General features: G+C 62.0%; 21 protein-coding genes, 3 pseudogenes and 1 riboswitch. Of the genes and pseudogenes, 11 read left to right on the top strand and 13 right to left on the bottom strand.

From position 1 onward, the window contains the following. The first annotated feature begins 39 nt into the window (after positions 1-39). On the top strand, positions 40-669 hold the full coding sequence (locus tag LDP01_RS22700; protein WP_224094383.1) for a hypothetical protein: 630 nt from the start codon (positions 40-42) through the stop codon (positions 667-669). 42 nt (positions 670-711) lie between these two features. On the opposite strand, the gene LDP01_RS22695 is transcribed toward LDP01_RS22700, so the two are convergent. Further along, positions 712-1623, bottom strand: a complete 912-nt coding sequence (locus tag LDP01_RS22695; RefSeq protein WP_224095154.1) for an EamA family transporter — start codon at positions 1621-1623, stop codon at positions 712-714. A 74-nt stretch (positions 1624-1697) separates the two neighbouring features. Between LDP01_RS22695 and LDP01_RS22690 the strand changes: the two genes are divergently transcribed. Beyond that, entirely contained in the window at positions 1698-2615 is a 918-nt protein-coding gene (locus tag LDP01_RS22690; RefSeq protein WP_224094382.1) for a LysR family transcriptional regulator, read from the top strand. 68 nt (positions 2616-2683) lie between these two features. Here the strand turns inward: LDP01_RS22690 and LDP01_RS22685 are convergent, their stop codons facing one another. Genes LDP01_RS22685 through LDP01_RS22665 form a run of 5 tightly spaced genes read right to left on the bottom strand, consistent with a single transcriptional unit; the run spans position 2684 to position 7720 of the window. Next, on the bottom strand, positions 2684-3592 hold the full coding sequence (locus tag LDP01_RS22685; protein WP_224094381.1) for a polysaccharide deacetylase family protein: 909 nt from the start codon (positions 3590-3592) through the stop codon (positions 2684-2686). After that, a complete protein-coding gene (locus LDP01_RS22680) occupies positions 3589-4188 on the bottom strand; it encodes a fumarylacetoacetate hydrolase family protein (RefSeq protein ID WP_263433799.1) in 600 nt (199 codons plus the stop codon). The genes LDP01_RS22685 and LDP01_RS22680 overlap by 4 nt, the downstream gene beginning before the upstream one ends. After that, positions 4163-5593, bottom strand: a complete 1431-nt coding sequence (locus tag LDP01_RS22675; protein WP_224094379.1) for an MFS transporter — start codon at positions 5591-5593, stop codon at positions 4163-4165. Before LDP01_RS22675 ends, LDP01_RS22680 begins: the two co-directional genes overlap by 26 nt. After that, positions 5590-6906, bottom strand: a complete 1317-nt coding sequence (locus LDP01_RS22670; protein WP_224094378.1) for an amidohydrolase family protein — start codon at positions 6904-6906, stop codon at positions 5590-5592. The genes LDP01_RS22675 and LDP01_RS22670 overlap by 4 nt, the downstream gene beginning before the upstream one ends. A 25-nt stretch (positions 6907-6931) precedes the next feature. After that, positions 6932-7720 carry a sulfite exporter TauE/SafE family protein gene (locus LDP01_RS22665; protein WP_224094377.1) on the bottom strand — a complete coding sequence of 263 codons (789 nt, stop codon included), beginning with the start codon at positions 7718-7720 and terminating at the stop codon, positions 6932-6934. A gap of 79 nt (positions 7721-7799) precedes the next feature. Here LDP01_RS22665 and LDP01_RS22660 point away from each other — a divergent pair, with 79 nt between their 5' ends. Both LDP01_RS22660 and LDP01_RS24055 read left to right on the top strand, forming a co-directional pair. Next, positions 7800-8177 carry a GntR family transcriptional regulator gene (locus LDP01_RS22660; RefSeq protein WP_224094376.1) on the top strand — a complete coding sequence of 126 codons (378 nt, stop codon included), beginning with the start codon at positions 7800-7802 and terminating at the stop codon, positions 8175-8177. Beyond that, positions 8116-8460, top strand: a complete 345-nt coding sequence (locus LDP01_RS24055; RefSeq protein WP_224095152.1) for an FCD domain-containing protein — start codon at positions 8116-8118, stop codon at positions 8458-8460. The genes LDP01_RS22660 and LDP01_RS24055 overlap by 62 nt, the downstream gene beginning before the upstream one ends. Positions 8461-8494: 34 nt before the next feature. Here LDP01_RS24055 and LDP01_RS22650 read toward each other — a convergent pair whose 3' ends face one another. Next, the gene (locus tag LDP01_RS22650) at positions 8495-9019 is read right to left on the bottom strand and encodes a SixA phosphatase family protein (RefSeq protein ID WP_224094374.1); all 525 of its coding nucleotides are present in this window, start codon (positions 9017-9019) and stop codon (positions 8495-8497) included. A gap of 222 nt (positions 9020-9241) precedes the next feature. Further along, positions 9242-10109: pseudogene (locus LDP01_RS22645) on the bottom strand (winged helix-turn-helix domain-containing protein). Between the two features lie 666 nt (positions 10110-10775). On the opposite strand from LDP01_RS22645, the gene LDP01_RS22640 reads away from it, so the two are divergent. From LDP01_RS22640 to LDP01_RS22625, 4 genes and pseudogenes are all read left to right on the top strand, one after another. Then, entirely contained in the window at positions 10776-11516 is a 741-nt protein-coding gene (locus tag LDP01_RS22640; RefSeq protein ID WP_224094372.1) for a response regulator transcription factor, read from the top strand. Positions 11517-11519: 3 nt separating this feature from the next. After that, positions 11520-13014: pseudogene (locus LDP01_RS22635) on the top strand (sensor histidine kinase). Positions 13015-13148: 134 nt separating this feature from the next. Beyond that, a riboswitch (cyclic di-AMP (ydaO/yuaA leader) is annotated at positions 13149-13306 on the top strand. Positions 13307-13311: 5 nt separating this feature from the next. Further along, on the top strand, positions 13312-14124 hold the full coding sequence (locus tag LDP01_RS22630) for an aggregation-promoting factor C-terminal-like domain-containing protein (RefSeq protein ID WP_224094370.1): 813 nt from the start codon (positions 13312-13314) through the stop codon (positions 14122-14124). Positions 14125-14321: 197 nt separating this feature from the next. Then, positions 14322-15080, top strand: a complete 759-nt coding sequence (locus LDP01_RS22625; protein WP_224094368.1) for a MerR family transcriptional regulator — start codon at positions 14322-14324, stop codon at positions 15078-15080. A 10-nt stretch (positions 15081-15090) separates the two neighbouring features. Here LDP01_RS22625 and LDP01_RS22620 read toward each other — a convergent pair whose 3' ends face one another. Genes LDP01_RS22620 through LDP01_RS22610 form a run of 3 tightly spaced genes read right to left on the bottom strand, consistent with a single transcriptional unit; the run spans position 15091 to position 17660 of the window. Continuing rightward, on the bottom strand, positions 15091-16482 hold the full coding sequence (locus LDP01_RS22620; RefSeq protein ID WP_224094367.1) for a pyridoxal phosphate-dependent decarboxylase family protein: 1392 nt from the start codon (positions 16480-16482) through the stop codon (positions 15091-15093). Positions 16483-16532: 50 nt separating this feature from the next. After that, positions 16533-17237, bottom strand: a complete 705-nt coding sequence (locus LDP01_RS22615) for an HAD-IA family hydrolase (protein WP_224094366.1) — start codon at positions 17235-17237, stop codon at positions 16533-16535. A 45-nt stretch (positions 17238-17282) separates the two neighbouring features. Then, entirely contained in the window at positions 17283-17660 is a 378-nt protein-coding gene (locus LDP01_RS22610) for a VOC family protein (RefSeq protein WP_224094365.1), read from the bottom strand. Positions 17661-17826: 166 nt separating this feature from the next. Between LDP01_RS22610 and LDP01_RS22605 the strand changes: the two genes are divergently transcribed. Continuing rightward, entirely contained in the window at positions 17827-18546 is a 720-nt protein-coding gene (locus tag LDP01_RS22605; RefSeq protein ID WP_224094364.1) for a hypothetical protein, read from the top strand. A 26-nt stretch (positions 18547-18572) separates the two neighbouring features. Here LDP01_RS22605 and upp read toward each other — a convergent pair whose 3' ends face one another. Next, a complete protein-coding gene (gene upp / locus LDP01_RS22600; RefSeq protein WP_224094363.1) occupies positions 18573-19208 on the bottom strand; it encodes a uracil phosphoribosyltransferase in 636 nt (211 codons plus the stop codon). A gap of 22 nt (positions 19209-19230) precedes the next feature. On the opposite strand from upp, the gene LDP01_RS22595 reads away from it, so the two are divergent. Together LDP01_RS22595 and LDP01_RS22590 are read left to right on the top strand one after the other, a co-directional pair. Next, positions 19231-19767, top strand: coding sequence for a nucleoside deaminase (locus LDP01_RS22595; RefSeq protein WP_224094362.1), 537 nt, complete (start codon positions 19231-19233; stop codon positions 19765-19767). Positions 19768-19789: 22 nt separating this feature from the next. Then, entirely contained in the window at positions 19790-20170 is a 381-nt protein-coding gene (locus LDP01_RS22590; RefSeq protein WP_224094360.1) for a VOC family protein, read from the top strand. Positions 20171-20192: 22 nt separating this feature from the next. Here LDP01_RS22590 and LDP01_RS22585 read toward each other — a convergent pair. Next, a pseudogene (locus LDP01_RS22585) lies at positions 20193-21417 on the bottom strand (DNA glycosylase AlkZ-like family protein). Positions 21418-21420 lie beyond the last annotated feature (3 nt).

Raw genomic sequence — 21420 nt, 5'->3', positions numbered from 1 at the left:
CGGCGTGGCGTGGCCCGCTGGTCGGCGATGATTAAACTCATGCGTCACATGGGGAACAGCGGAAAGCTTGCGGTGGTAGCCGCTTTTGTGTCCCTCGGGCTCTTGGTGCTCGCAGCCGTGGTCCTCGAAGAACTGGTTCTGTACTTGTTCCTGGGAGCTGTGCTGACCTGCTATTTGGCATCGATAGTGCAGGTCTTCAACCGGCGGCGATACTTCGTGGTTCTCCTTGGCGCTGCCGGGACCAGCCTGTTCATCGGCTTCAGCATTGCATTCCTGCGCATGTGGGGCCTCGCGTTCAACCAGGACGCCAACGCCATGGGGAGTGCTGTAAGCACCGAGGATTCAGACATCTACTTCTACCTGGCCGCAGTGGCTGGGGTGGGGACGCTGGCTGTGCTGTTCCTCGGGGCGGTCTGGCCATCGTTTGGTTTCAGCAGGGCCGGGCAACCCGTCCCAGTGCCTAAGCGGGCCATAACGCCAACCAAACGAGCTGCCAGCTCACGTCCAGCCGCACCTGCAAAACGGCCAACTACGTCGACGGCACGTCCTTCGAGCGCCGCAAAAGCCTCTCCGGCGAAGCGTCCCGCAACACCCCGCACGCCTTCGACGGCAGCCAAGCGTCCGCCGTCGGGCGTTTCCACACAGCGCAAGCCCGCCTCCAAGCGCTAGCCCCCTGCGTTGCGACGCCCGCTCTGCGTGCTTCGCGGGCGATTAGACGCGCAGAGCAGGCCTCACAACGGGAGTTTCCGGACGTTTTCGTGAGGCGCCGAGCACGGCGGTCGCGACTCCGACGAGCAGGATCAGCCCTCCCATAATCTCGGGCGCCGTTGGGATTTCGTCCAGGACCAGCCAGGCAGCCGTCATGCCGACCACTGGAACCAGCAGCGTGAACGGCACGACGTCGGAACTCGGGTAGAGCGTCAACAGCCGGTTCCAGATGCCGTACCCGATAAGCGAGGCGAAAACCGCCGTGTAGATGGCGCTCAGGATGGTGGGCATTTGGAGGTCCGTGATGGTCGCCCACACTGTGCTGGGGCCGTCCACTACAAGTGACAATCCCGCCAAAGGGAGCGGCACTACGGCCCCGGACCAGACCACCAACCCAAGGCCCGACGCCGCTTTCGAGTGCCGCGCAACCACGTTTCCGATCGCCCAGGACAACGCCGCCGCCAGCACAATCATGAGAGGCAGGATAGGAGCCACGGCGCTGCGCCCCACCGCGACCACGCCCAGACCCGCGAGGCCGAGCACAACGCCCAGCATCTGCCTGCGGCTGGGCCTCTCGCCAAGAAACCGGGCCGCGATCAGCACTGTGAACAGCACCTGCGCCTGCAAGACGAGGGAGGCCAGGCCGGCCGGCATCCCCAGAGCCATGCCCAGGTACAGCAGTCCAAACTGACCGGCACTCATGAAAAGCCCGACGCCGATGATCGCCTTCCAGTTCACGTCTGGTTTGCGGATGAACAGAATGAACGGAAAAACGACCAGCAGGAATCGGAAGGCGACGAAAAGCAACGGCGGGACATCGCGGCCGTTGGCGTGGAGGCCAAGGTCTATCGCGACAAAGTTCACGCCCCAAAGGACAGCGACGAGGACGGCGAGGGCGGAGTGGCGAAGGTTCACAAAAATCACTTTGGCACCTTGACTGGTTTAAGCACCAGCGTTGAATTCTGTATGAAATCAAGTAGGTTTACTTCATGATCGACATTTCAGCTCTGCGCGCCCTGGTAGCTGTGGAACAGCACGGATCTGTCGTGGCCGCCTCGGACGTGATGGGCTACAGTCCTTCGGCGGTTTCCCAGCAGATAAAGAAGCTGGAGAAGCAAACCGGAGTGGCCGTCCTGGAACGCAATGGCCGCGGTGTACTCCTTACGGAACGCGGCCTTGCCCTCGCCGGCTATGGACGGCGGATCATGGGCGAACTCGAGGAACTCCAGGCAACACTCCTCGCCGATCCCGCGAAGCCTTCCGGGCTGCTGCGGCTGGTGGCGTTCTCAACGGCCTGCCGTGGCTTGGTGGGGCCCATGCTCGGACGTATCGGTAGGGATTCCGAACTTGAAGTCAGCGTACTGGCGGAGGACCCGCGTGAAGCCGTGCACCGGGTTGCTTCAGGCGAGGCTGAGCTTGCGGTAGTGCACAACTGGAATTCCGTGCCGCTGGTCATTCCCGAGAACCTGGTGCACGAGGACCTCTGCCTGGACCAGGCCGACGTCCTCGTTAACAGCAGCCACGAACTTGCCGGACGGACCGTCGTCGAGCGTGAAGACCTGCTGGACGAAACCTGGGTCAGTACGCCGGCCGGCGCCATCTGCAACGAAGCCCTCCTCCAGATCTTCGCCGGGCTTGGGCGGGTCCCCGATATCCGTGTCTACGATCCCGATTTCTCCACCCATATTGCGATGGTGGAGCAGGCCGTGGCCGTAGCACTGGTGCCTCGGCTGGGCAGGCCACCCCTGCCACCCGGCGTCGTTGCAGTGCCGGTCGTCAACCCCATCCAGCAGCGAGCCGTGGGAATCGTGTATCGAAAGACCATGACCGCCAGCCCCAATATCCGGCATGCCGTCCGGCTGCTGCGCGAAGTGGCAGCAGAACACGAGCTGCCGTTGCCGGGGTAAGACCCCGCCATGGCTTGCCTTCTTAGGCAGAGCGCGGGAGCGGTCGGTGTCTTCCGCTCCCGCGCCGCTCATCGAGCGGAAGATGCCTGAAGGGCATCCGAAACAGGGTAACCGGCCGTTTGCTGGTGCCAATCCAGAATCTGCTCCCCCGTCATGAACACAGACCTGGCATCGGCCCGGATATGCGCCAGCGCCTGCTTGAAGTAGGTCAGGCGGTGCGGCGCGGCCATGATGTAGGGGTGGATGACCAGCGCCATAACCCTGGCCGATTCCGCCGAGTCCTCGGCAAGCTGGTCAAACTGGTCCTTGGCACGCTGGAGATATTCACGGGCGGGATGGTGCTGGATGAGCATCATTGCCACGTCATTGCACTCCTGCGTGTAAGGGATGCTGGTGATGGGCCTTGTCCGCGTACGGAGTTCAACAGGCTGGTCATCCAATACCCAGTCACAGACGTACTCATAGCCCTCCTCCACCAGGATGTCCGGCGTCTCCCAGGTTTCCGTCAGGCCAGGACCCAGCCAGCCACGCGGGGCCTTGCCGGTGGCTTGGCGGATGGCGTCGGTGGTCAGCCGGATATCTTCGCGCTCGTCCGGCACTTTCTGCATGTTTTTCTGGCCATAGCCGTGGCCAATGAACTCCCAGCCGCGTTCCTTTGCAGCCGCAGTTATCGCCGGGTAAGACGCTACGGCCTTGCCGTTGACGGCCAATGCCACCGGGATGCCGAACTCATCGAGCGCCTTCAAGAGCCTCCAGAAACCAACCCTGTTTCCATATTCATGCCAGCACCAGTTGGGCACGTCCGGCGTGGGGACGCCGCCGGCCGGAGGACTCAGGACAGTGCGCGGCATCGCCTCATCGTCATTCCACTCCTCAATGTTGACTATCACCCAGACCGCTACCTTCTTGCCGTCCGGCAGAAGTCGCACTGGACGATCAACAATCGCCTCATAGTCGATCCGTTCGCTCGGTTTCATGATTCCTCCTGCTCGGTCACTGCGATGCTCAGTTGTGGAAGGCCCGTAATCTCCACGGAGACCTGGTCGCCGGGAACAATGGCCGAAACGCCCGCTGGGGTACCCGTGTAAATCAAGTCACCCGGTTCCAGGGTGTACAGGGAGCTAAGCCGGGAAAGGATTTCCGGAACGGACCAGATCATCAGGCCCAGGCTCGTTCGCTGACGCTCCTTTCCATTGACAGTGAGAACCAAGGTTGCGGTTTCCAGGTCCTGCACCGATGCCGCTGGAAGGATCGGGCCGCAAGGAGCCGAGCTGTCAAACGATTTACCTGGCTCCCAAGGACGCGCCTGGGACACTGAATTTCTTTGCAGGTCCCTGCGGGTCAGGTCGATTCCAGCAGCGTAGCCAAACACAGCATCGGAAGTATCCTCTGGCTGGCTGTTGCGAAGCCGCTTGCCCACTGCCACTACCAGTTCACCCTCGAACTGGAAGTCATCGGTTGATTGCGGGTAGGCGATGGCCGCGCCGTCCAATTCGACGCAATCAGTTGGCTTCTGGAAGAAGAACGGATCGTCGCGTTCGTCGCCTTCACGCATCTCGCGAATGTGGTCCACATAGTTCCTCCCCACACAGTAGATGCGGCGGACGGGGAATCCGTGGTCGGAACCGGATACGGGAACAACGGGTTGGGTTGTTTTCCAAAGTGTTTGCATTAGTTACTCCTGAGTGGTGGTTACGGGGTCCGGAATAGTGGCCGAAGGGGCCAGCCGACTGAAGTCGGCCGTTCGCAGGGCCAAAGCCAGCAGACCGGAGGCCACGGACAGGCCCTGTGATCTGGACCAGGCCGGCGGTGCTCCAGTCGGTGTTTCCGACAAGAAGGCTGAAGGCCAACCCGGCGAAGCCCGCTGCCGTGTAGATGCACGTTGTGAAGAGTCCTGAAGCGCGGGATGAGTGGGATTCATTCATGCTTTTGACCAGGGAAGCGACGAGCCCAACGTAGAGCCCGGAGCTGGCCACCAACCCAAAGAGGAACGACCATACGGCCTGCCACGCAACGGTTGCGGGTCCTGCGAACAATGCAGCACCACAAACGGCCTGCGCGACGCTCAACGATGTGATGGCAATTTTGGGAGTCAGGCGATCAACAAGCCAACCCCCCAGGGGAGAGGCGAAAGCGGCAAGTCCGGATAACCCGACGGCAAGAGCTGCATCAGCCTGTTTGAAATGCAGGTGCTCGATCAGGAAACTGGCATACATTCCTATGTAGCCAAAATCTATGAGACCGAACAGCACTGTGATCACCGCCAGGATCAGGGGATTACGGCTGAAAAAGCTGGTTGCCCCACCTACGTAATGGGTTGCCTCCTGGACGGAGCGCCGTTCCGTGAATGACGAGCGGACGAACACCGCAACCAGAAGCCCAGCTACGATCCCGATGGCTCCGAAGGCAATCATCGGAGCACGCCAGGAATCAAACTCCTGATGGAGGAAGACTCCGAGGTTTGGGCCCACCAGCGCGCCTGTGGCGAAGGCGACGTTTACTGAACCGATCGCGATGCCACGGTGCCTGGGAAAGGCATGCGTTGCCACAGTAAGGATGGCCACCAACTGCAAGGCTTCACCTACACCGCTGAGGACCCGCCACAGCAGCATGTCCCAGAAACCGGCGCTCAACACCGTGAGTACCGTGGCGATGGAGAAGAGGACTGTACCCATGATCAGGACGTGTTTCCGGTTTACGCGGCGCAAGGCCATACCGGCCGGGATACCCGTAAGTCCCATTCCCAAGGCGAAGAGTGTGGATTGAAGCCCGGCCTCGGGAAGCCCAAACCCGTATTCTGTCCTGACCTCTGTCAGCAGGACCGGGAAAACCATGCGGTCCATTGCATTGACTGAGTAGGCCAGGAGGATAAGCAGGAACATGAGCATGGCTCCGGAGATGCCGAGCCGTTGGACACGCTCCGCTGACGCCGGAGGCCGTTCCTTGGGCACGGCCGTTGAGTTGTTTTGGCTTATCATCGTTGATTGCCTTCCTGATTGTTGCTGATCCATTGGTCCCAGGTTCCGGCTGCCGTTGCGCGCTGGACCAGGGCGTCGCGCCGCTCTGTGGCCGTATCGATGGCTTGGCGGGCCGTCTGTTGTACCAGTTCGCCATCACGAAGAAGAACGCGTCCATCGCTGATGACGGTGCGGATTGCCGCGGAAGTTCCGTGATAGACGAGGCTTTCGGCAGGATCACCAGTTGGAAGAAGCGAGGTACTCGACCTGTCGAAGACGATCAGATCGGCCCGTTTGCCCTGTCTGATGGATCCTGTGATGCCATCGATGCCAAGATCCTTGGCGGCACGGATGGTAGCCATCTCGAGGGCAATTCGAGGAGTCAGTGTTGCCCGTCTCGTGCGTGCGTGCTCAACGGAGAGCAACGCCCGCAAGCTGGAAAGTACGTCTGCGTTTGCCGGCATGGCGAGTGTGTCCACAGAAAGTGATGTCAGAACGTCCGCTTCAAGGAACTCCGTGACCACCGGAAAGCCCATGGTGCGCATTTCCGAAAGTGGGCTCACCGAAATCCTGGTTCCTGTCCGGGCAATGGCTTCAATGTCCTCCGCGCTCGCGTGCACGGCGTGAACCACCTGGACGTCCGGTCCGAGCAATCCCTCACGGTCCAGTCTGGTCAGACCACACGACTGGCAACCAGGTTCCCGCATGCAGCGGTCGCAATGCATGGTGATGGGAACGTTGCGTTCCCTGGCACAGCTCCATTCCCGCGCAGCAAGCTCCGTGGATGTGCGATAGGGTCCCCGCAACGCCACCCCGAAATGGATCCGCCCGTCAAGGCGGTCGGAAGTCCATCTGTTGATGGCATCGTCCAGACCGTCGAAATCCATCACTTCGTCGGCACCCGAGGAATCCCTTGGCCCGTAGGAGAATCGGCCCCTCAACCCCGAATCCAAATGCGCTTGGATGTTCGCATCTATATCGCCCGCACCGCGGACGTTGTGGTCCCAGTTATGGACGGTGGTGATTCCGTTCTGTACTGCTTCTGCCAGGGCGAACCTGGCGGACCAGTAGAAGTCATCGTCATTAAGGTGGGGGGCGAGGCCACGCTTGACTGAGAAGTAGTCCCGTCCGGGCCCATCCCCCACCGTTCCCCGCAGAAGTGAATTCCACAGATGCCAGTGTGTGTCTACGAAACCAGGCATCACCAGGTTTCCGGTGCCGTCTATCTGTTCCACTCCATTGGGGAGGGCGAGGCCCTGCCCGAGTTTTTCGATAATGCCATCCCTGATCAGGATGTCCGTGATCCCATCGGGGACGTCCGGGTCGAGGGACAAAATAAAGGCATTTTGCAGTAGCAAGCTAGTGCGTTGAGGAAGCATGATCCATCCAAAGAACGACGAAAATGACAAGGCCAAAAATGACTACGCAACGCCGCAGCAGGACATCCGGAATGCGTCGGCCCAGAACGGCACCGATCCATCCTCCGAGCAGTCCAGCAGCGGCCATCACAAATGCCGCGGGCCATGCGACAGTCGCGAAGATACCGAAGAAGACAAGGGAGACAGCGCTCGCGACGGCGGACAGCACACTCTTGAGTGCGTTGAGCCGGGGAAGCCGCTCATCGAGGGTAATGCCCAAAACACCGAGCATCATGATGCCCAGCCCGGCGTTGAAGTAGCCACCATAGGTAGCCACGCCCAACTGACCGAGACTGCTGGCATGCAGTCGTTCAGCTCTCACGCTTGAATTCTGAACCCCACCCACGCGTGCGACTGCCCATTTGGTCAAGACGGGCTGCGCTGCCAGCAGCAGGGTCGATGCAAGCACCAGCCACGGAACCACAGCAACAAATGTTGATTCCGGTCCCACCAGCAGGAGCGCTGATCCCACTGTGGCACCAACCACGGTGGTGGTTCCCAGGATCGCGACCCTGCGGGCCTGTCCTTTGAGTTCCCTGCGATAGCCCCAAACGCCACCCACATAACCCGGGAAGGCTGCCACCGTGTTGATGACGTTGGCCGCGACGGGCGGGTAGCCCAGCGCGAGAAGGGTTGGAAAGGTCACCAGCGACCCGCCACCTGCAACCGCGTTTATTGCGCCGGCAGCTGTGCCGGCCAAAGCCATAAGGGCTACAGACCCAATGTCCATGACCACCTCCCACACTCAGCGTACGCATTGCATGCAATGAATGCAATAGCTGCTTTCGCATGCCTTGTATACTTAGGTCATGAGTTCAGACGCGGCAGGAACAGGATCAGCACGCTCAACCTACGACGTCTTGTGGGCCAGATTTCTCGACGGCACCTACACCGCCGGGGACCGCCTTCCGGAGGCATCGATAGCAGAGGAATTGGGAGTCAGCCGCACACCCGTAAGGGAAGCGCTGAGCCGCATGCTTGCCGAAGGCCTGCTCACGCCCGCAGCCCGCGGCGTAGTAGTTGCAGGTTTGGACCACGACGCCAAACGCCGCCTGTTTGATCTGCGACGCAATCTTGAAGGATTCGCAGCCGAACTGACAGCCGCGCGGGCCCCGCGATGGACAGATCGCTCCTGCCTGGTTCGCGCGGCTGAACGACGCAGCAACGGGGTTCGCGAAAGCCATTGAAAGCGGTGACGTACGGGAGTCAACGCGAATCAACAGGCAGTTCCACGACCTGATCGTCGAAGCCAGTGGTAACGAATTCCTGGCCGATGCGCATCGCCGGGCCATAGCCAGGCTTGCGGTTTCCACAGCAGCGAATCTCGGCAAGGATGACTGGGCGCACAAGGCCGCCGAACAACACGTAGAAATTGCCCGGGCAATTGCGGACGGAGACGTAGCGTCTGCCCGCTCACTTTCGGAAGCCCACATAAGTGACGCCCAAAAGGTGGCGGATCTGGCGGCCTAAGGACGCCGGGGGATCACACAGCCTGGCGGGAAAGTCAGCGCCGCGGCACCTTGAAGTGCGTCAGACGGGCGTCCTGCCCATCCAGCTCCGCCCATGGCTTCTCAGTCTCCATCACGGTCAAAGCACTGGTTGGGAACCGTGTGGCGACATCCATGTAGGCATCATGCTCCGAGTCGCGCGAAGCAAGGTGCATGGCCAGGTCCTGCACGCCGGGCATGTGCGAGATCACCATCAAGGTGGTGACAGTGTCCGGAACATGGTTGATCACGGTCAACATCCGGTTTGCCGAGGCGGCATACAAGCCGTCCTCGAGCTTGGGCGTCGGGGCTTTGTCCCCCAACTCATCGCACACCCACGTGCAGGTTTGGCGGGTCCTCAGCGCAGACGAGCACAGAATGAAGTCTGGAACTACCCCATGCTTGAGCAACCATCGCCCAGCCAGCGGAGCTTCACGGTGTCCGCGTTCCTCGAGGGGACGTTCATGGTCCTGGACCCCCATGGGCCAATCCGCCTTGGCGTGGCGCATGATCACAAGGCGCCTGATGTGATGGTCACTCATTCCACAACCTTAGCGCCGCGAAGGCACATGCTCACTGGCCCCGAAAGCTCGAAAGCGTCCCACCGAAGAGAGGGCGCTGCAGCGCAGCGGGGGCGCTGCAGCGCAGCGGGGCATCCCGAAAGCGCCGTTGTTGCGTGAGGTACGAGCAGGCGCCGAGGGATCGTCCCGCGAAAGCGAAAGCGCCCGCCCTTTACAGGACAGGCGCTTTCGCGGAAGCAATAGCTAGATCGAGTATTCCGGAGCGGCCCAGACGATGACCTCAGGGTGCTCGTAGAAGCGGTAGCCCTGGCCACGCACGGTGCGTACGGTGTTGGCGAGGCGGCCCAGCTTGGAGCGGAGGCGGCGGATGTGGACGTCGATGGTGCGCTCGTTGGGCACTTCTTCGGCGTTGCGCCACAGGCCCCTCAAGCAGTTCGTCGCGGCCAACCGTGCGGGTGCCGTTTTCGACGAGGTAGTTGAGGAGCTCAAATTCCTTGAACGTCAGGTTCAGCGACTCACCGTCGAGGTGGACTTCGCGGCGGGCGAGGTCGATCAACACGCCGGAGGGGCGGGCTTCCTGCTGCGGTGCCGGGCGTGAAGCCTCGGTGCGCTGGCGGGCGGCGACCGTGGGGTCACCGAAGGTGGAACGTACGACGTCGAGCGCGGAGCCGGGTGCCCCGGCGGGTGCGACGGCGACTGCAGCGTAGCTCTCAGCGCCGGTGACCAGGGACTGGGCGTAGGCCCGGATTTCCTGGGCGAGCTTGGCAATGGAGGTGCCAGCCGCTGCTGCAGTTTCTTCGTCAATGCCCATGTAGAGCACGAAGCCGCGGGCCACGTTGTCGTTGGCAACGGGACGGAGGCGGTCAGACTGCGCAATGACGGGAGTAGGCGCCGTCATGGGTGCTGGCTCATTGGTGGGAACTGCCCGCAACTGGCCGTAGGAGTTGGGGTTGTAGCCCTGGGGCACGTAGCCGGGAGCCTGCTGGCCGTTGCCTTGGGTGGCGGGGGCGTAGCCGGGGCGGTTGCCGAAGCCGGGGCGGAGGCCTGCGTTGGAAGCGGCCTTGTTGGCGTTTCGGACGGAGATGTGGACGTAACCGGATGCAACTGACATGGAGTGATTACCTCAAAAGTGAATAGCCGTCATCGCGGCTTCGAATGCTGGTTGTCCCCGCAATGAGTTTGGGGAAGGGCGCCCAACGCTGGGCTAGGGGGCGAATGCCTGAAACTTCTTCGGGGTGGAAAGTTAGGCTTGCATTCGACAACAGCGGGTCTCGTCGCCAGCGGGTGTGCTGGACCAGATTGCTGCGGCTGCAGGTGCTGTTGAGTTCTTGTTCACATTGGAAGTGTGCAACGTAACAATGGCAACACGCAAGTAACAAAGCGTGAAACCGTCCACATTTTGAGACAAGAGGGTCTATTGTGCCGCAGATCACAATTCTTCCCCCACCGAAAATGAACGTCATTTCATTCGGTCTCGATGAGAAATATTCGGCTTATCGTGAATTTTCTTCGGCAGATAGTGCATGATGACCTCCCTGATTCCCATGAGGGGCAAAAGGACGGAATCTCAAGATCTGAAACACTTGCTGTCCAATCGCAACCTGCTCCAAGCTCGAATTTTTCCCTCAAAATCTGCTACAAGCCGTAGAAGGCGAGTATTCACTGCAGCACTCCCGCAACGCCTGCCATTGAACTCCCACGTGGCTAGTGTTGACCTCACAGCATCCTCACAGGACCGGCAAAGCTTCGACAAACCAGCAGAATGGAGAGTTGTCACATGGCATCCCCGCACTCCATGACGAACAACCTTCCCCAGCTTTCCCACCCGGACGGCTCCCCCATCCGAGCCTTGGTGGTGGACGACGAACCGAGTCTCGCTGAGCTCATGAGCATGGGCCTTCGCATGGCAGGCTGGTCCGTAGCGGTGGCAGCCGATGGACCGGAAGCTGTGAAGCTTGCCAAGGACTTCCGCCCCGACGTGCTGGTGCTGGACGTGATGCTTCCAGGATTCGACGGCGTCGAGGTCCTCAACCGGATCCGCGCCTTCGCGCCGGAAGTGCCCGCACTGTTCCTCACGGCCAAGGACGCTGTCCAGGACCGCATCGTTGGCCTGGCCGCCGGCGGGGACGACTACGTCACCAAGCCCTTCAGCATGGAGGAGGTTCTCCTGCGCCTGCACCGTCTCGTACAACGCTCGGGCGTTGCGGCCATGGATACCGCGGAACTGGTAGTGGGTGATCTCACCCTCAACGTGGACACACGGGAGGTTTCGCGCGCCGGCGAGGACATCCAGCTCACGGCAACGCAGTTTGAGCTTCTTCGTTATCTCATGGAGAACCCCAAGCGGGTGGTCAGCAAGTCACAGATCCTTGACCGCGTCTGGGACTATGACTTCGGCGGGCAGGCCAACATCGTGGAACTGTACATTTCCTACCTGCGCAAGAAAATCGAAGCCAACCACCCGCCAATGATCCACACCATCCGTGGCGCTGGCTACGTCATCAAGCCTGCGGACTGAATCTTGTCCACCTCTTCCGGAGTAGCCCGCAAGACCCAGCGGAACTGGCTCAATCCCTCCACCTGGCATCTGCGCACGCGGTTGGTCCTGGTGGCGATGGCATTGCTGGTGGCGATTTGCGGTGCAGTTGGAGTGGTTAGTTACGCCTCCATGGACATGTACTTCAACAAACAGCTCGACAAGCAGTTGGAGCAGGCATCAGGCCGCGCGAATGACTTCGGCAGGGCCGCCGTCGAACTTTCCCTCCAGCGGTCGGCCGGATCCGCTGGAGGCCCGTGGCCAAGGCGCCGGGACACTTAACGCGAGGATCGATGGTTCCACGGTCATCAACTCGGGCTTCCTCAACGCAAACGGTCGCCGCGTCGCACTCTCGGCAGAAGACAAGCAGATCCTGCTATCGCTCCCCCGCGACAACCGGCCCGTAGACCGTTCATTGTCCAACGGCGACTATCGGCTGGTGGCAGTTGAGACCAACTACGGCGATGTGATTGCGACAGGCCTGCCGTTGGCTGACAAGCAAAATGCCGAGGCCTCGCTGGTATGGACCATGGTGTTTGTTTCACTTGGCGGCCTGGTGCTGATCGGCCTCGCCGGCACCGTCATCATCCGCCGGACCATGCGGCCACTGGAGCAACTCTCGGAGGTTGCAACGAAAGTATCGCGCCTTCCCCTCGACGCCGGTGAGGTGGCACTCGCGGTGCGCGTACCGCCGTCGGCCGCTCATCCTGGAACTGAAGTTGGCAGCGTGGGCCACGCTTTGAACCAAATGCTCAACAACGTTTCCAGGGCCCTGGAAGCCCGTCAGGAGAGCGAAACCAAGGTCCGGCAGTTCGTTGCCGATGCCTCCCACGAACTTCGGACACCGCTGACCGCCATCCGTGGATACACCGAGCTGCTTCGTATGACGGAGAACTTCACGGAGGACGGCAGGAAGTCGCTGGCGCGGGTCCAGAGCCAGTCGGAACGGATGACCACGCTTGTGGAGGACCTGTTGTTGTTGGCGCGCCTGGATGAAGGCCAGCCGTTGAAGGTCACGGATGTGGACCTGACGCAGCTGGTGATCGAGACAGTCAGCGACGAAAAGGTGATGGCACCGGACCACATCTGGAAGCTACAACTCCCTGACGAGCCCATTACGGTGCGCGGGGACGCAACCCAGCTGCATCAGGTGCTGGCCAATCTGCTGTCCAACGCCCGCAAGCACACCGATCCAGGTACCACGGTGGTCGCAGGCGTCATGCTTTCCGCCGACGGTAGCGCGGTGGTCACCGTCACGGACAACGGGCCTGGTATTCCGACTGCTTTCCAGGGGCGAATCTTCTCGCGTTTTGCCCGGGCTGACGCGGCGAGATCGGGGTCGGAAGGGACCTCCGGATTGGGCTTGTCAATCGTCGAATCCATCGTCCAGGCGCATGGCGGCAGTGTGGAAGTAACGTCCCAGCCGGGACGCACGGAGTTCACTCTCCGACTCCCCGCAGCTTTGAACGAACGCATATAACGAATCAGGCAACATGACTCGCCGTGAACGTGATCTCTGTTACCCAAATGTGACTTAAGCCGAAACCTCCTGTACCTTCGAAAGGGTGGGTCGCCCCTAACTGGCCCACACCCGGGATGCGCCGAGCTCTGCCACTTCCCGGAGTTCCGTTCTCATTCGAGGCAGAGACGGGGGACCCAGAGTCTCCGGGCACAGTACTTTCCTTGCCCTTGGGGTGAAGCCGCAGCTACGCGCGCGGCCGGATGACCTCATCCGAACCCGACAGCTAACTCCGCAGGCGCTGAGAGGTAATCACACATGTCTGAATTCAACGATCAGACGCGCCCTTCCGCGCGTCACCGTGACGATCACAACGCTCCCCTGACGAAGTCGCAAACCGTTCTGAAGAACGCTGCACGCCGCGGCAAGACCGGGCAACGAATGTCCGTTGTTGCAGGAGTCGTTGCCGCAGCATTGGGCGTCGCATCGCTTGGCCAGGCCGCAAACGCCGCATTCAATCTCCCCGAAACGAGCCGGGCGTCCGAGACGCAGGCTACCGCCCAGGCCAGCAACAAAACAGCTGAAATCTCAGCGTCCTTGGATGCTGCTGCCAAGAAGGGCGCTGCAGACAGGGCCGCTGCAGACCAGGCAGCTGCGGCACAAGCCGCCGCCGAAAAGGCTGCGGCCGAGAAAGCCGCCGCCGACCAGGCAGCTGCCGCACAGGCCGCCGCCGAAAAGGCTGCCGCTGATGCAGCCGCCAAGCAGGCTGCCGATGCCGCCGCTGCTGCAGCCGCAGCCGCAGCCGCCACTCCCAAGGCCGTGGACGATCCCGCCGCTGCCAAGGCATACGCCGCCAGCATCCTCGCCAACTACGGCTGGGGTCCGGGTGAAATGACTGCCCTGAACACACTGTGGGAGAAGGAATCCAACTGGCGGACCACCGCGACCAACACCTCCAGTGGTGCCTACGGAATCGTGCAGTCATTGCCCGCTTCGAAGATGGCAACCGCAGGCGATGACTGGCTGACCAACTACCAGACCCAGATCAAGTGGGGCCTGAACTACATCAAGGAACGCTACGGCTCCCCCTCGGCGGCCCTTGCCTTCCACTTGGCCAACAACTGGTACTAAGCCGACTCAATAAGCAGGCTTGAGCCCACCCCAGCGGGCTCAAACCATGCAGGGCCCGATTGCCGCCCCGCTTTCCGCCGTTCGCAGCAGTACTGATGCGCCCGGGCGGGAGGCGGGGCGGTTTTCGCGTTAAATGTGCCTTCCGGGTTTCACACCCACTTGCACCTGACGTTGCGTCAGGACTTAGCGTTGTGCCCATGACGGGAACAACAGGATCCGGGCCGTGGAGCATCGGTGAGCTGGCCACAGCATGTGGTGTCAGCGTGCGGACGCTCCACCACTACGACGAGATCGGGCTGCTGTCCGCAAGCCAAAGGACATCGTCCGGTCATCGCAGGTATTCGGAGGGCGACCTACGCCGGCTATACCGGATCAGATCGCTTCAGATGCTGGGGCTTCCGCTCGCGGCCATCGGCAAGGCGCTGCAAGCGCCCGAGGATGATCTGGAGTCCCTTCGGGGCCTCCTCCAACAGCAGCTGGTCCATGTGCAGGAGCACGCCCGGCAACTCCAAGCGCTCCAAAACCGTTTGGGCGAGCTGTTGTCACGCATGGACGGACACGCCATGCCCACCCCTGAACAATTCATGTCAACGTTGGAGATGATTACCGTGCTCGAAAACAACTTCACAGCCGAACAACGCCAGCAACTCGCGGACAAGCGGGAAGAACTCGGCGCAGAAAAAGTCGAAGCTGCCAAGAAGCAGTGGGCTGCCCTTGTGGAAGAAGGACTGGCGCACGTCCAAGCCGACAGGCCCGTCACGGACCCCTCAGTCCAGGAATGGGTGCGCTCATGGGACGGCATAGGTTCCATGTTCCACTCCAGTGAGGACACCAAAGCCGCAGCACGTGCAACCTGGCAGGAAAACAGCCAGGCCATCAGCGCGGGACTGCCGTGGACCGCTGAGCAGCTGGGCGGGTTGATGGCATACCTGGAGAAGGCGCGCTCGGCCTTGTAACAGGACGCCTCTATGCTTCCGGTTCGGCCTCTGCCGCACCTCGAACGGCTGCGATGGAGGCAGCTACGTCACCTGCGTCCGTGGACCAGTTACTCACCGAAATTCGCAGGATATCGCGTCCGCGCCACGAGGAACCGGACATCCACACAATGCCTTCGGCCATGAGCCGCTGAGTAACGCGGCGTGTGCGGTCATCACTTCCGAAGACGACCGATACTTGCGTGAAAACGACATCGTTGAGAATTTCCACGCCCGGGATACCAGCGAGGCCTTCCGCCAACGCGCGGGCGTTTGCTGCAAGCCTGTCCACCATGGCAATGACTCCGGACCGGCCCAACTGACGGAGGGCAGCCCATACCGGGATGCCCCGGGCCCTACGGGACAGTTCCGGAACTTTGTCGAACGGATCGCCCAGTCCGGTCTCCGTTGCAATGAGGTAGCTCGTGTGGACGCTGAAGGCGCGTCTCAGCGCTTCCGGCCGGGAGACGATGGCCAAGCCACAGTCGTACGGGACGTTCAATGTTTTGTGGGCATCGGTGGCCCACGAATCGGCTGCCTCTACTCCGGCCAGCCGCCCGCGCAGTTGTGGGCTGACCGCAGCCCACAATCCAAATGCGCCATCCACATGCACCCAGGCCTCGCGGTCATGGGCTACAGCAATGGCTTCGGACATCGGATCGAACGCTCCGGAATGCAGATTGCCTGCCTGCAGGCACACGAGGGAAGGGCCGGGTTGTTCATCCATGGCATCCGCGAGTGCCTCCGGCAGGATCCTGCCTTGATCGTCAGTGTCCACGGGAACGCAGGCTCCCAGCCCCAGGTACCGCAGGGCGAGGTCCACGGCGGCGTGCCGTTCGCGGCCTGCAAACGTGGTGATCCGGGGCGCCCCGGTCAGGCCCAGGTCCGCGAGGTCCCACCCTGCCTCGTCCATCAGGTATTGACGCCCGGCAGCCAGCCCGGCGAAGTTGGCGGTGGTAGCGCCAGTGGTGAATCCGACGTCGGACCCTCGCGGAAGATCCAATAACTCCAGGAGCCACGCCGCTGCGGATTCCTCGATCGCGGCGGCGGCCGGGGTCGCAAACCTGAGCCCGGCATTTTGGTCCCATGCCGAGACAAGCCAATCTGCAGCCATGGCAGCGGGCAACGTCCCGCCCATGACCCAGCCGTAGAAGCGTCCGGACTGGATTGCCATCAACCCGGGCTCAGCCAATGCGGCGAGCTCATCTACTACGTCAGCCGCGTCCGTTGCTTCATCGGGAAGTCTCGAAAGAAGGCTCGAAGCGACTTGGTCGGCGTCGGACGTGGGCCGGACAGAACGGCCGGGCACCGATGCAAGCCAATCCGTAGCGTGCGCCATGGCCCGCTCCAGTGCAGCACCGTACGCCTCCGGCAACGCAGACATGCGCACAGCCTACTCCCGCTTCACTGGTTGGAACAGCGGAGGCGAACAGACTAAAGCGTGAAGCTGATGAGGTGACCGCCGTCGTCGTCCTTCACGGCAGTGACGGTGACTGCGGAGTAGTCGGGGATACGCCACATGCCCGGCTCAAGCTCGCCACCGGCGTCGCCGACCACCACGGTTCGCATCCCGGCGGCCCGGGCGGCTGCGATACCTGCCGGGGCGTCCTCAAAAACCACGACGTCGGCTGGTTCCGCGCCCAGCAATGCTGCGGCTTTGAGGTACCCCTCCGGGTGCGGCTTGCCGCGCGTAACGCCTTCGGCGGTGACCGCAGTAGTTGGCATGGAAAGGCCAGCGGCCTTCATCCGGATATCGGCAAGGATGCGGTCCGCGGATGTGACGAGCGCAATGGCGTCGTCCGGCAAGGCAGCGAGCAGCGCTTCGGCGCCAGGGAGGGCAATCACGCCGTCGGTCCGCGTTCGTTCCATCTGGCCGAGCTCGGCAGTCAAGGCTTCAAGATCGGCTCCTGCTGGAGCATACCGGCGCACAGTATCGCCTGCTTGCACGCCGTGGGACGTCCGCAGGATCTCGTTGTAATCCAGGCCGTATCGTTCCGCGAATTCCAGCCACACCTGCTCGACGATCGCTGTGGAGTCAACCAGTGTTCCGTCCATGTCGAACAGGACAGCACGGACGGTCAGGGTTGGCGATCGTTCGGCTTGTGCGGAAGGCGAGGTTGGTTCGGCAGGATGGCTCATGGCTCCATCCTGCCGCACCATGCAGGGGTGGCGTCGAACTGTGACCTAGCCGTTGGGCCGGTGCGGAATGTACTGCACAGCCCACTTATTGCCGTCCGGGTCCGCAAAGTGGACGAAGTGTCCCCAGTCCTGGACATCGATATCGCTGACTTCGACGCCATTGGCCTTGAGGTGCTCGTGCGCTTTGTTGATATCGCTCACCACCATTTGCAGGGATGGCGCTGTTCCCGGAGGGGCATCGCTGAGCCCTTCGCCGATGGCGATGGAACAAGCCGAACCCGGCGGAGTCAACTGCACAAAGCGGATGCCGTCCATGGGACGCTCATCGAAATCGGCGTTGAAACCAACTTTGTTGACGTAGAAGTCCTTCGCGCGATCCACGTCGGACACAGGGACAAACACCAGTTCAAGTTTCCAGTCCATGCGCCACAGGCTAACCGGGCACGCCGGAAAGCGGTAGGGGCCGCGTTGACTCATCAAAGATGCCCGCGTAGCGGTATTCGAGGAATCATTTGAGAATGCCCGCGTAGCGGCGTGTCCGCCGGGGCTGGTGTCCGCCGCTTCGGCAGTGTGAGCCATGGAGCTTTCGATGAGTGAACGCAGGGCTGTCACCAAGGCGATTGCCACCCGTTATGCCCGCTCGGACCGGGCGGCGAAGAAACAGGTTCTGAACGAGTTGTGCGCGACGACGGGCTGGCACCGGGACCATGCCCGGAAGGCTTTGCGGCCCATCAAAGACGCGACCGCCGCGTTCCCGTTCCCCATCCTTGGCATCGATTCCGATAACGGCACGGAGTTCATCAACTGGGAGCTGCTGGCCTGGTGCGAACAGGAGAGCCTAACGTTCACCCGATCCCGCTCCGGGAACAAGAACGACGGGGCGCACGTGGAACAGAAGAACTGGCACATCGTCCGCCAGACCGTCGGCTACCACCGCTACGACACCGCCGCCGAACTGGAACTCTTGAACCTGATCTGGGCGCTGCAGCGGCTGCTGACGAACCATTTCGGACCGCAACAGAAACTCCTCGCGAAGGTCCGGACCGGGGCGAAGATCACCAAAACCTACGACGCGCCCGCGACGCCCTACCAACGTGTCCTGGCCGATACCGGCACTGTCTCACGGGACGTGAAAACAAGGCTGCGTCGTGAAAACAAGCCCTTGAATCCGGCCGCCATCCAGCGCCAGATCCAGGCCCTCAGCGCCGACCTCCTGACCCTGACCACCGCCAAACGCGCAGCCAAACCCCAACCAACCCTCCGGGCAAAACCAAATGATTCCACGAATCAACCCAGACGGGCATCTTGACATGATTCTTCGGGGGGGCGTGCGGATCAGCCAGCCACGCCGTAGAGGCGGTCGCCGGCGTCGCCCAAGCCCGGAACGATGTACGACTTATCGTTGAGCTTCTCGTCGATCGAAGCGAGGACTACCTTCACGTTGGCATCCTTGAGTTCCTCTTCCAGCTTGGCCAAGCCCTCAGGGGCTGCCAACAGGCAGATGCAAGTGACGTCCGAGGCGCCGCGCTTGAAAAGGAACTTAATGGCCTCGCGCAGGGTGCCACCGGTGGCAAGCATGGGGTCCAGCACAAAGATCTGACGTCCGGTGAGGTTCTCGGGGAGGCGCTCAGCGTAGGTGATGATGTCCAGCGTTTCTTCGTCGCGGGCCATACCCAGGAAGCCGACCTCGGCGGTGGGAACCAGCTTGGTCATGCCTTCCAGCATGCCCAGGCCTGCGCGCAGGATGGGAACCACCAGTGGAGTCGGCTTGGTGAACGCCGTGCCAATGGTCTTCGTGACAGGGGTCTCGATTTCGACTGGCTGTGTCTTGACCTCCCGGGTGGCCTCATAGGCCAGAAGGGTGACGAGTTCTTCAGTGAGCTGCCGGAAGACCGGGGAAGGGGTGTTCTTATCCCGCAGAACGGTGAGCTTGTGAGCGACCAGCGGGTGGTCCACGACGAGTGTGCGCATCGTCCAAAACTATCATTGAGATATGAGCGCCAACGAGCCGTATCACGCAGAACACATGGCTTGGATGGGCCTTGCCTTGGACGAAGCCCGGCTGGCGCTGGAGACGGACGACGTGCCGATCGGCGCGGTTGTCTTAGGACCCGACGGCGGTGTGCTGGGTTCCGGACGCAACGAACGGGAAGCGCACGGGGACCCAACCGCCCACGCAGAGATCGTCGCCATCCGTGAAGCCGCGGCTGCCCTGCAACGCCACGCCCTCGAATTGGGCGAAGGGGGCGATGGATGGCGCCTGGAGGACTGCACCTTGGTGGTAACCCTCGAACCGTGTGCAATGTGCGCCGGGGCAATTGTCCTGGCACGGATTCCCCGCGTCGTGTTTGGCGCGTGGGATGAGAAAGCCGGGGCCGCAGGTTCCGTGTTCGATATCCTCCGCGAGCGCCGGCTCAACCATTGGGTGGAGGTCTACGCAGGCGTGCGTGAGGAAGAATGCGCCACGCTCCTTCGGGACTTCTTCGCTACGCACCGCGTACCGGCGGCGGAGCACCGATCGCCCGCTTGAGCTCTATGCTGAGGAGCCAATCATGACAATCGCTTTCAACCACACCATCGTCTACGCCAAGGACAAGCAGGCGTCCGCTGCGTTTCTGGCCCGCATCCTTGGGCTTCCCACCCCACAGCCTATGTGGTCCTTTGTCACTGTTTCCCTGGAGAACGGCGTCACACTGGACTTCCTCGAAGCCCCGGGAACCATCGCGCCGCAGCACTATGCCTTCCTGGTCAGCGAGCAGGAGTTCGATTCGATCTTTCTGCGGATCACCGCCGAACACATTCCCTATTGGGCAGACCCTGCACGGTCCCGTGCGCAACAGATCAACCACAACGACGGCGGCCGCGGGATCTACTTCTGCGACCCGGACGGGCACTTCCTCGAAGCAATCACCCGGCCGTATGGTTCGGGCTGAATGCCTCTTCGGGCTGAGCGCGTTACAGGCCAGCGGCCTCGTTGAGTGCGTCGATCCGCAACTGGCGGGACGCTGGTGAGTCCAGGCTGAACGATCTGAAGTCGCCAAGTTCCTCGCGGATCCATGCTTCAATTTCGGCGATCCGCTTACTGACTACGGCAGTGGGCTTGGCGAAGGTCCAGGCCGCGATGCGTTCCTTGCCGGGATCGTACTGCCACAGGCCGATGATCCTTCCCCGGTCCAGAACCGGGTGATCCGGGAGGTCGGCCTGAAGCGCAAGGGTGGTGTCCAGGACCTTCTTTCCTTTGTCTTCCTCAGCGAACATGTCAGCCGAATTCCGCCTGTGGAGGACCAGTGAATCCGTGCCTGCAAGCAACTGGATCTGTTCGTCTCCGGGCTCTTGGAAGTCGGCCAAGCGTTCGACGTCGTCCGGCAGCATCCACAGCACGTCACCGTTTGCCGTGGGCACTTCTACTGCCCCGACGCCGGCGAGCGCCGCTTTGGTCTGGGCTACGGTGAACGCGGTGAACCACTGGCTCTGCTTCAGGGTCGCTCCGCCAGTCCAGCGCAAGTACCGTTCGAGCAGGAGGCGGCGGGCGGCGTCGTCGTCGAGTTTGCTGGGCGGCAGGCCCCAGCTGGTGTAGGCGTAGCGCTGCTGGTCGAGGCGGCCGTTGATGGGGACCCGGCGGATGCGGCCGTCGGCTTGGAGCAGGCCCAGGGCCGTGGGCAGTGTGGTGGCGGCGCCCTTCTTCTTGCCTTCCTCCCCGAGGCTTCGGACGGAATCGCCCAGTTGGTCCTTCAGCTGTCTGGGGTCCAGGGGATCACTGGATTCTTTGAGGGCATCCTCAATCTCGTCTTCCAACAACGTGATCTCGCCGCGTTCGACACCCATCCTGGCCAGCACTTTGAACGGGGCGATGGCGGCGTCCCGGCCTACCTGCAGGCCCCAGGCAAAGTCGGCCTGGCCCAGGACGTAGGTGCAGGCGCGGGCAGTGGGCAGTTCGTGGATCCGCAGTTCTTTGACGTCGCGGTCCACCTGTTCGCGGCAGATCCCGGCCCGCGCAAACAGCGTCAGATACGGATTGGCGCCGCCCACGGAGCGTGCCCAGCCGGCGTGGTCCAGGACTTCCTCGGATGTCTTTCCTGCGAGTGACCCGTCGAGTCCTTGTTTGTGCCAGGCCCCAGGCCCGGAGACGCTCCGGGGTGAGGGTTGTTGCGGCAGGTATGGTCTGGACCTTGGGCGTCATGGC

It is taken from the genome of Arthrobacter sp. StoSoilB13 (genome assembly GCF_019977255.1).
Taxonomy (GTDB): Bacteria; Actinomycetota; Actinomycetes; order Actinomycetales; family Micrococcaceae; genus Arthrobacter.
This window is presented reverse-complemented; position numbering and strand designations above follow the sequence as displayed.

What these genes read in the sequence shown, in the direction of transcription:
- LDP01_RS22665 (WP_224094377.1), bottom strand. Translation starts at nt 7,720, where the DNA reads ATGGACATTGGGTCTGTAGCCCTTATGGCTTTGGCCGGCACAGCTGCC.
- upp (WP_224094363.1), bottom strand. Translation starts at nt 19,208, where the DNA reads ATGCGCACACTCGTCGTGGACCACCCGCTGGTCGCTCACAAGCTCACC.
- LDP01_RS22620 (WP_224094367.1), bottom strand. Translation starts at nt 16,482, where the DNA reads ATGTCTGCGTTGCCGGAGGCGTACGGTGCTGCACTGGAGCGGGCCATG.
- LDP01_RS22660 (WP_224094376.1), top strand. Translation starts at nt 7,800, where the DNA reads ATGAGTTCAGACGCGGCAGGAACAGGATCAGCACGCTCAACCTACGAC.
- LDP01_RS22605 (WP_224094364.1), top strand. Translation starts at nt 17,827, where the DNA reads ATGAGTGAACGCAGGGCTGTCACCAAGGCGATTGCCACCCGTTATGCC.
- LDP01_RS22690 (WP_224094382.1), top strand. Translation starts at nt 1,698, where the DNA reads ATGATCGACATTTCAGCTCTGCGCGCCCTGGTAGCTGTGGAACAGCAC.
- LDP01_RS22650 (WP_224094374.1), bottom strand. Translation starts at nt 9,019, where the DNA reads ATGAGTGACCATCACATCAGGCGCCTTGTGATCATGCGCCACGCCAAG.
- LDP01_RS22595 (WP_224094362.1), top strand. Translation starts at nt 19,231, where the DNA reads ATGAGCGCCAACGAGCCGTATCACGCAGAACACATGGCTTGGATGGGC.
- LDP01_RS22610 (WP_224094365.1), bottom strand. Translation starts at nt 17,660, where the DNA reads ATGGACTGGAAACTTGAACTGGTGTTTGTCCCTGTGTCCGACGTGGAT.
- LDP01_RS22590 (WP_224094360.1), top strand. Translation starts at nt 19,790, where the DNA reads ATGACAATCGCTTTCAACCACACCATCGTCTACGCCAAGGACAAGCAG.
- LDP01_RS22625 (WP_224094368.1), top strand. Translation starts at nt 14,322, where the DNA reads ATGACGGGAACAACAGGATCCGGGCCGTGGAGCATCGGTGAGCTGGCC.
- LDP01_RS22640 (WP_224094372.1), top strand. Translation starts at nt 10,776, where the DNA reads ATGGCATCCCCGCACTCCATGACGAACAACCTTCCCCAGCTTTCCCAC.
- LDP01_RS22630 (WP_224094370.1), top strand. Translation starts at nt 13,312, where the DNA reads ATGTCTGAATTCAACGATCAGACGCGCCCTTCCGCGCGTCACCGTGAC.
- LDP01_RS22675 (WP_224094379.1), bottom strand. Translation starts at nt 5,593, where the DNA reads ATGATAAGCCAAAACAACTCAACGGCCGTGCCCAAGGAACGGCCTCCG.
- LDP01_RS22685 (WP_224094381.1), bottom strand. Translation starts at nt 3,592, where the DNA reads ATGAAACCGAGCGAACGGATCGACTATGAGGCGATTGTTGATCGTCCA.
- LDP01_RS22615 (WP_224094366.1), bottom strand. Translation starts at nt 17,237, where the DNA reads ATGAGCCATCCTGCCGAACCAACCTCGCCTTCCGCACAAGCCGAACGA.
- LDP01_RS22700 (WP_224094383.1), top strand. Translation starts at nt 40, where the DNA reads ATGCGTCACATGGGGAACAGCGGAAAGCTTGCGGTGGTAGCCGCTTTT.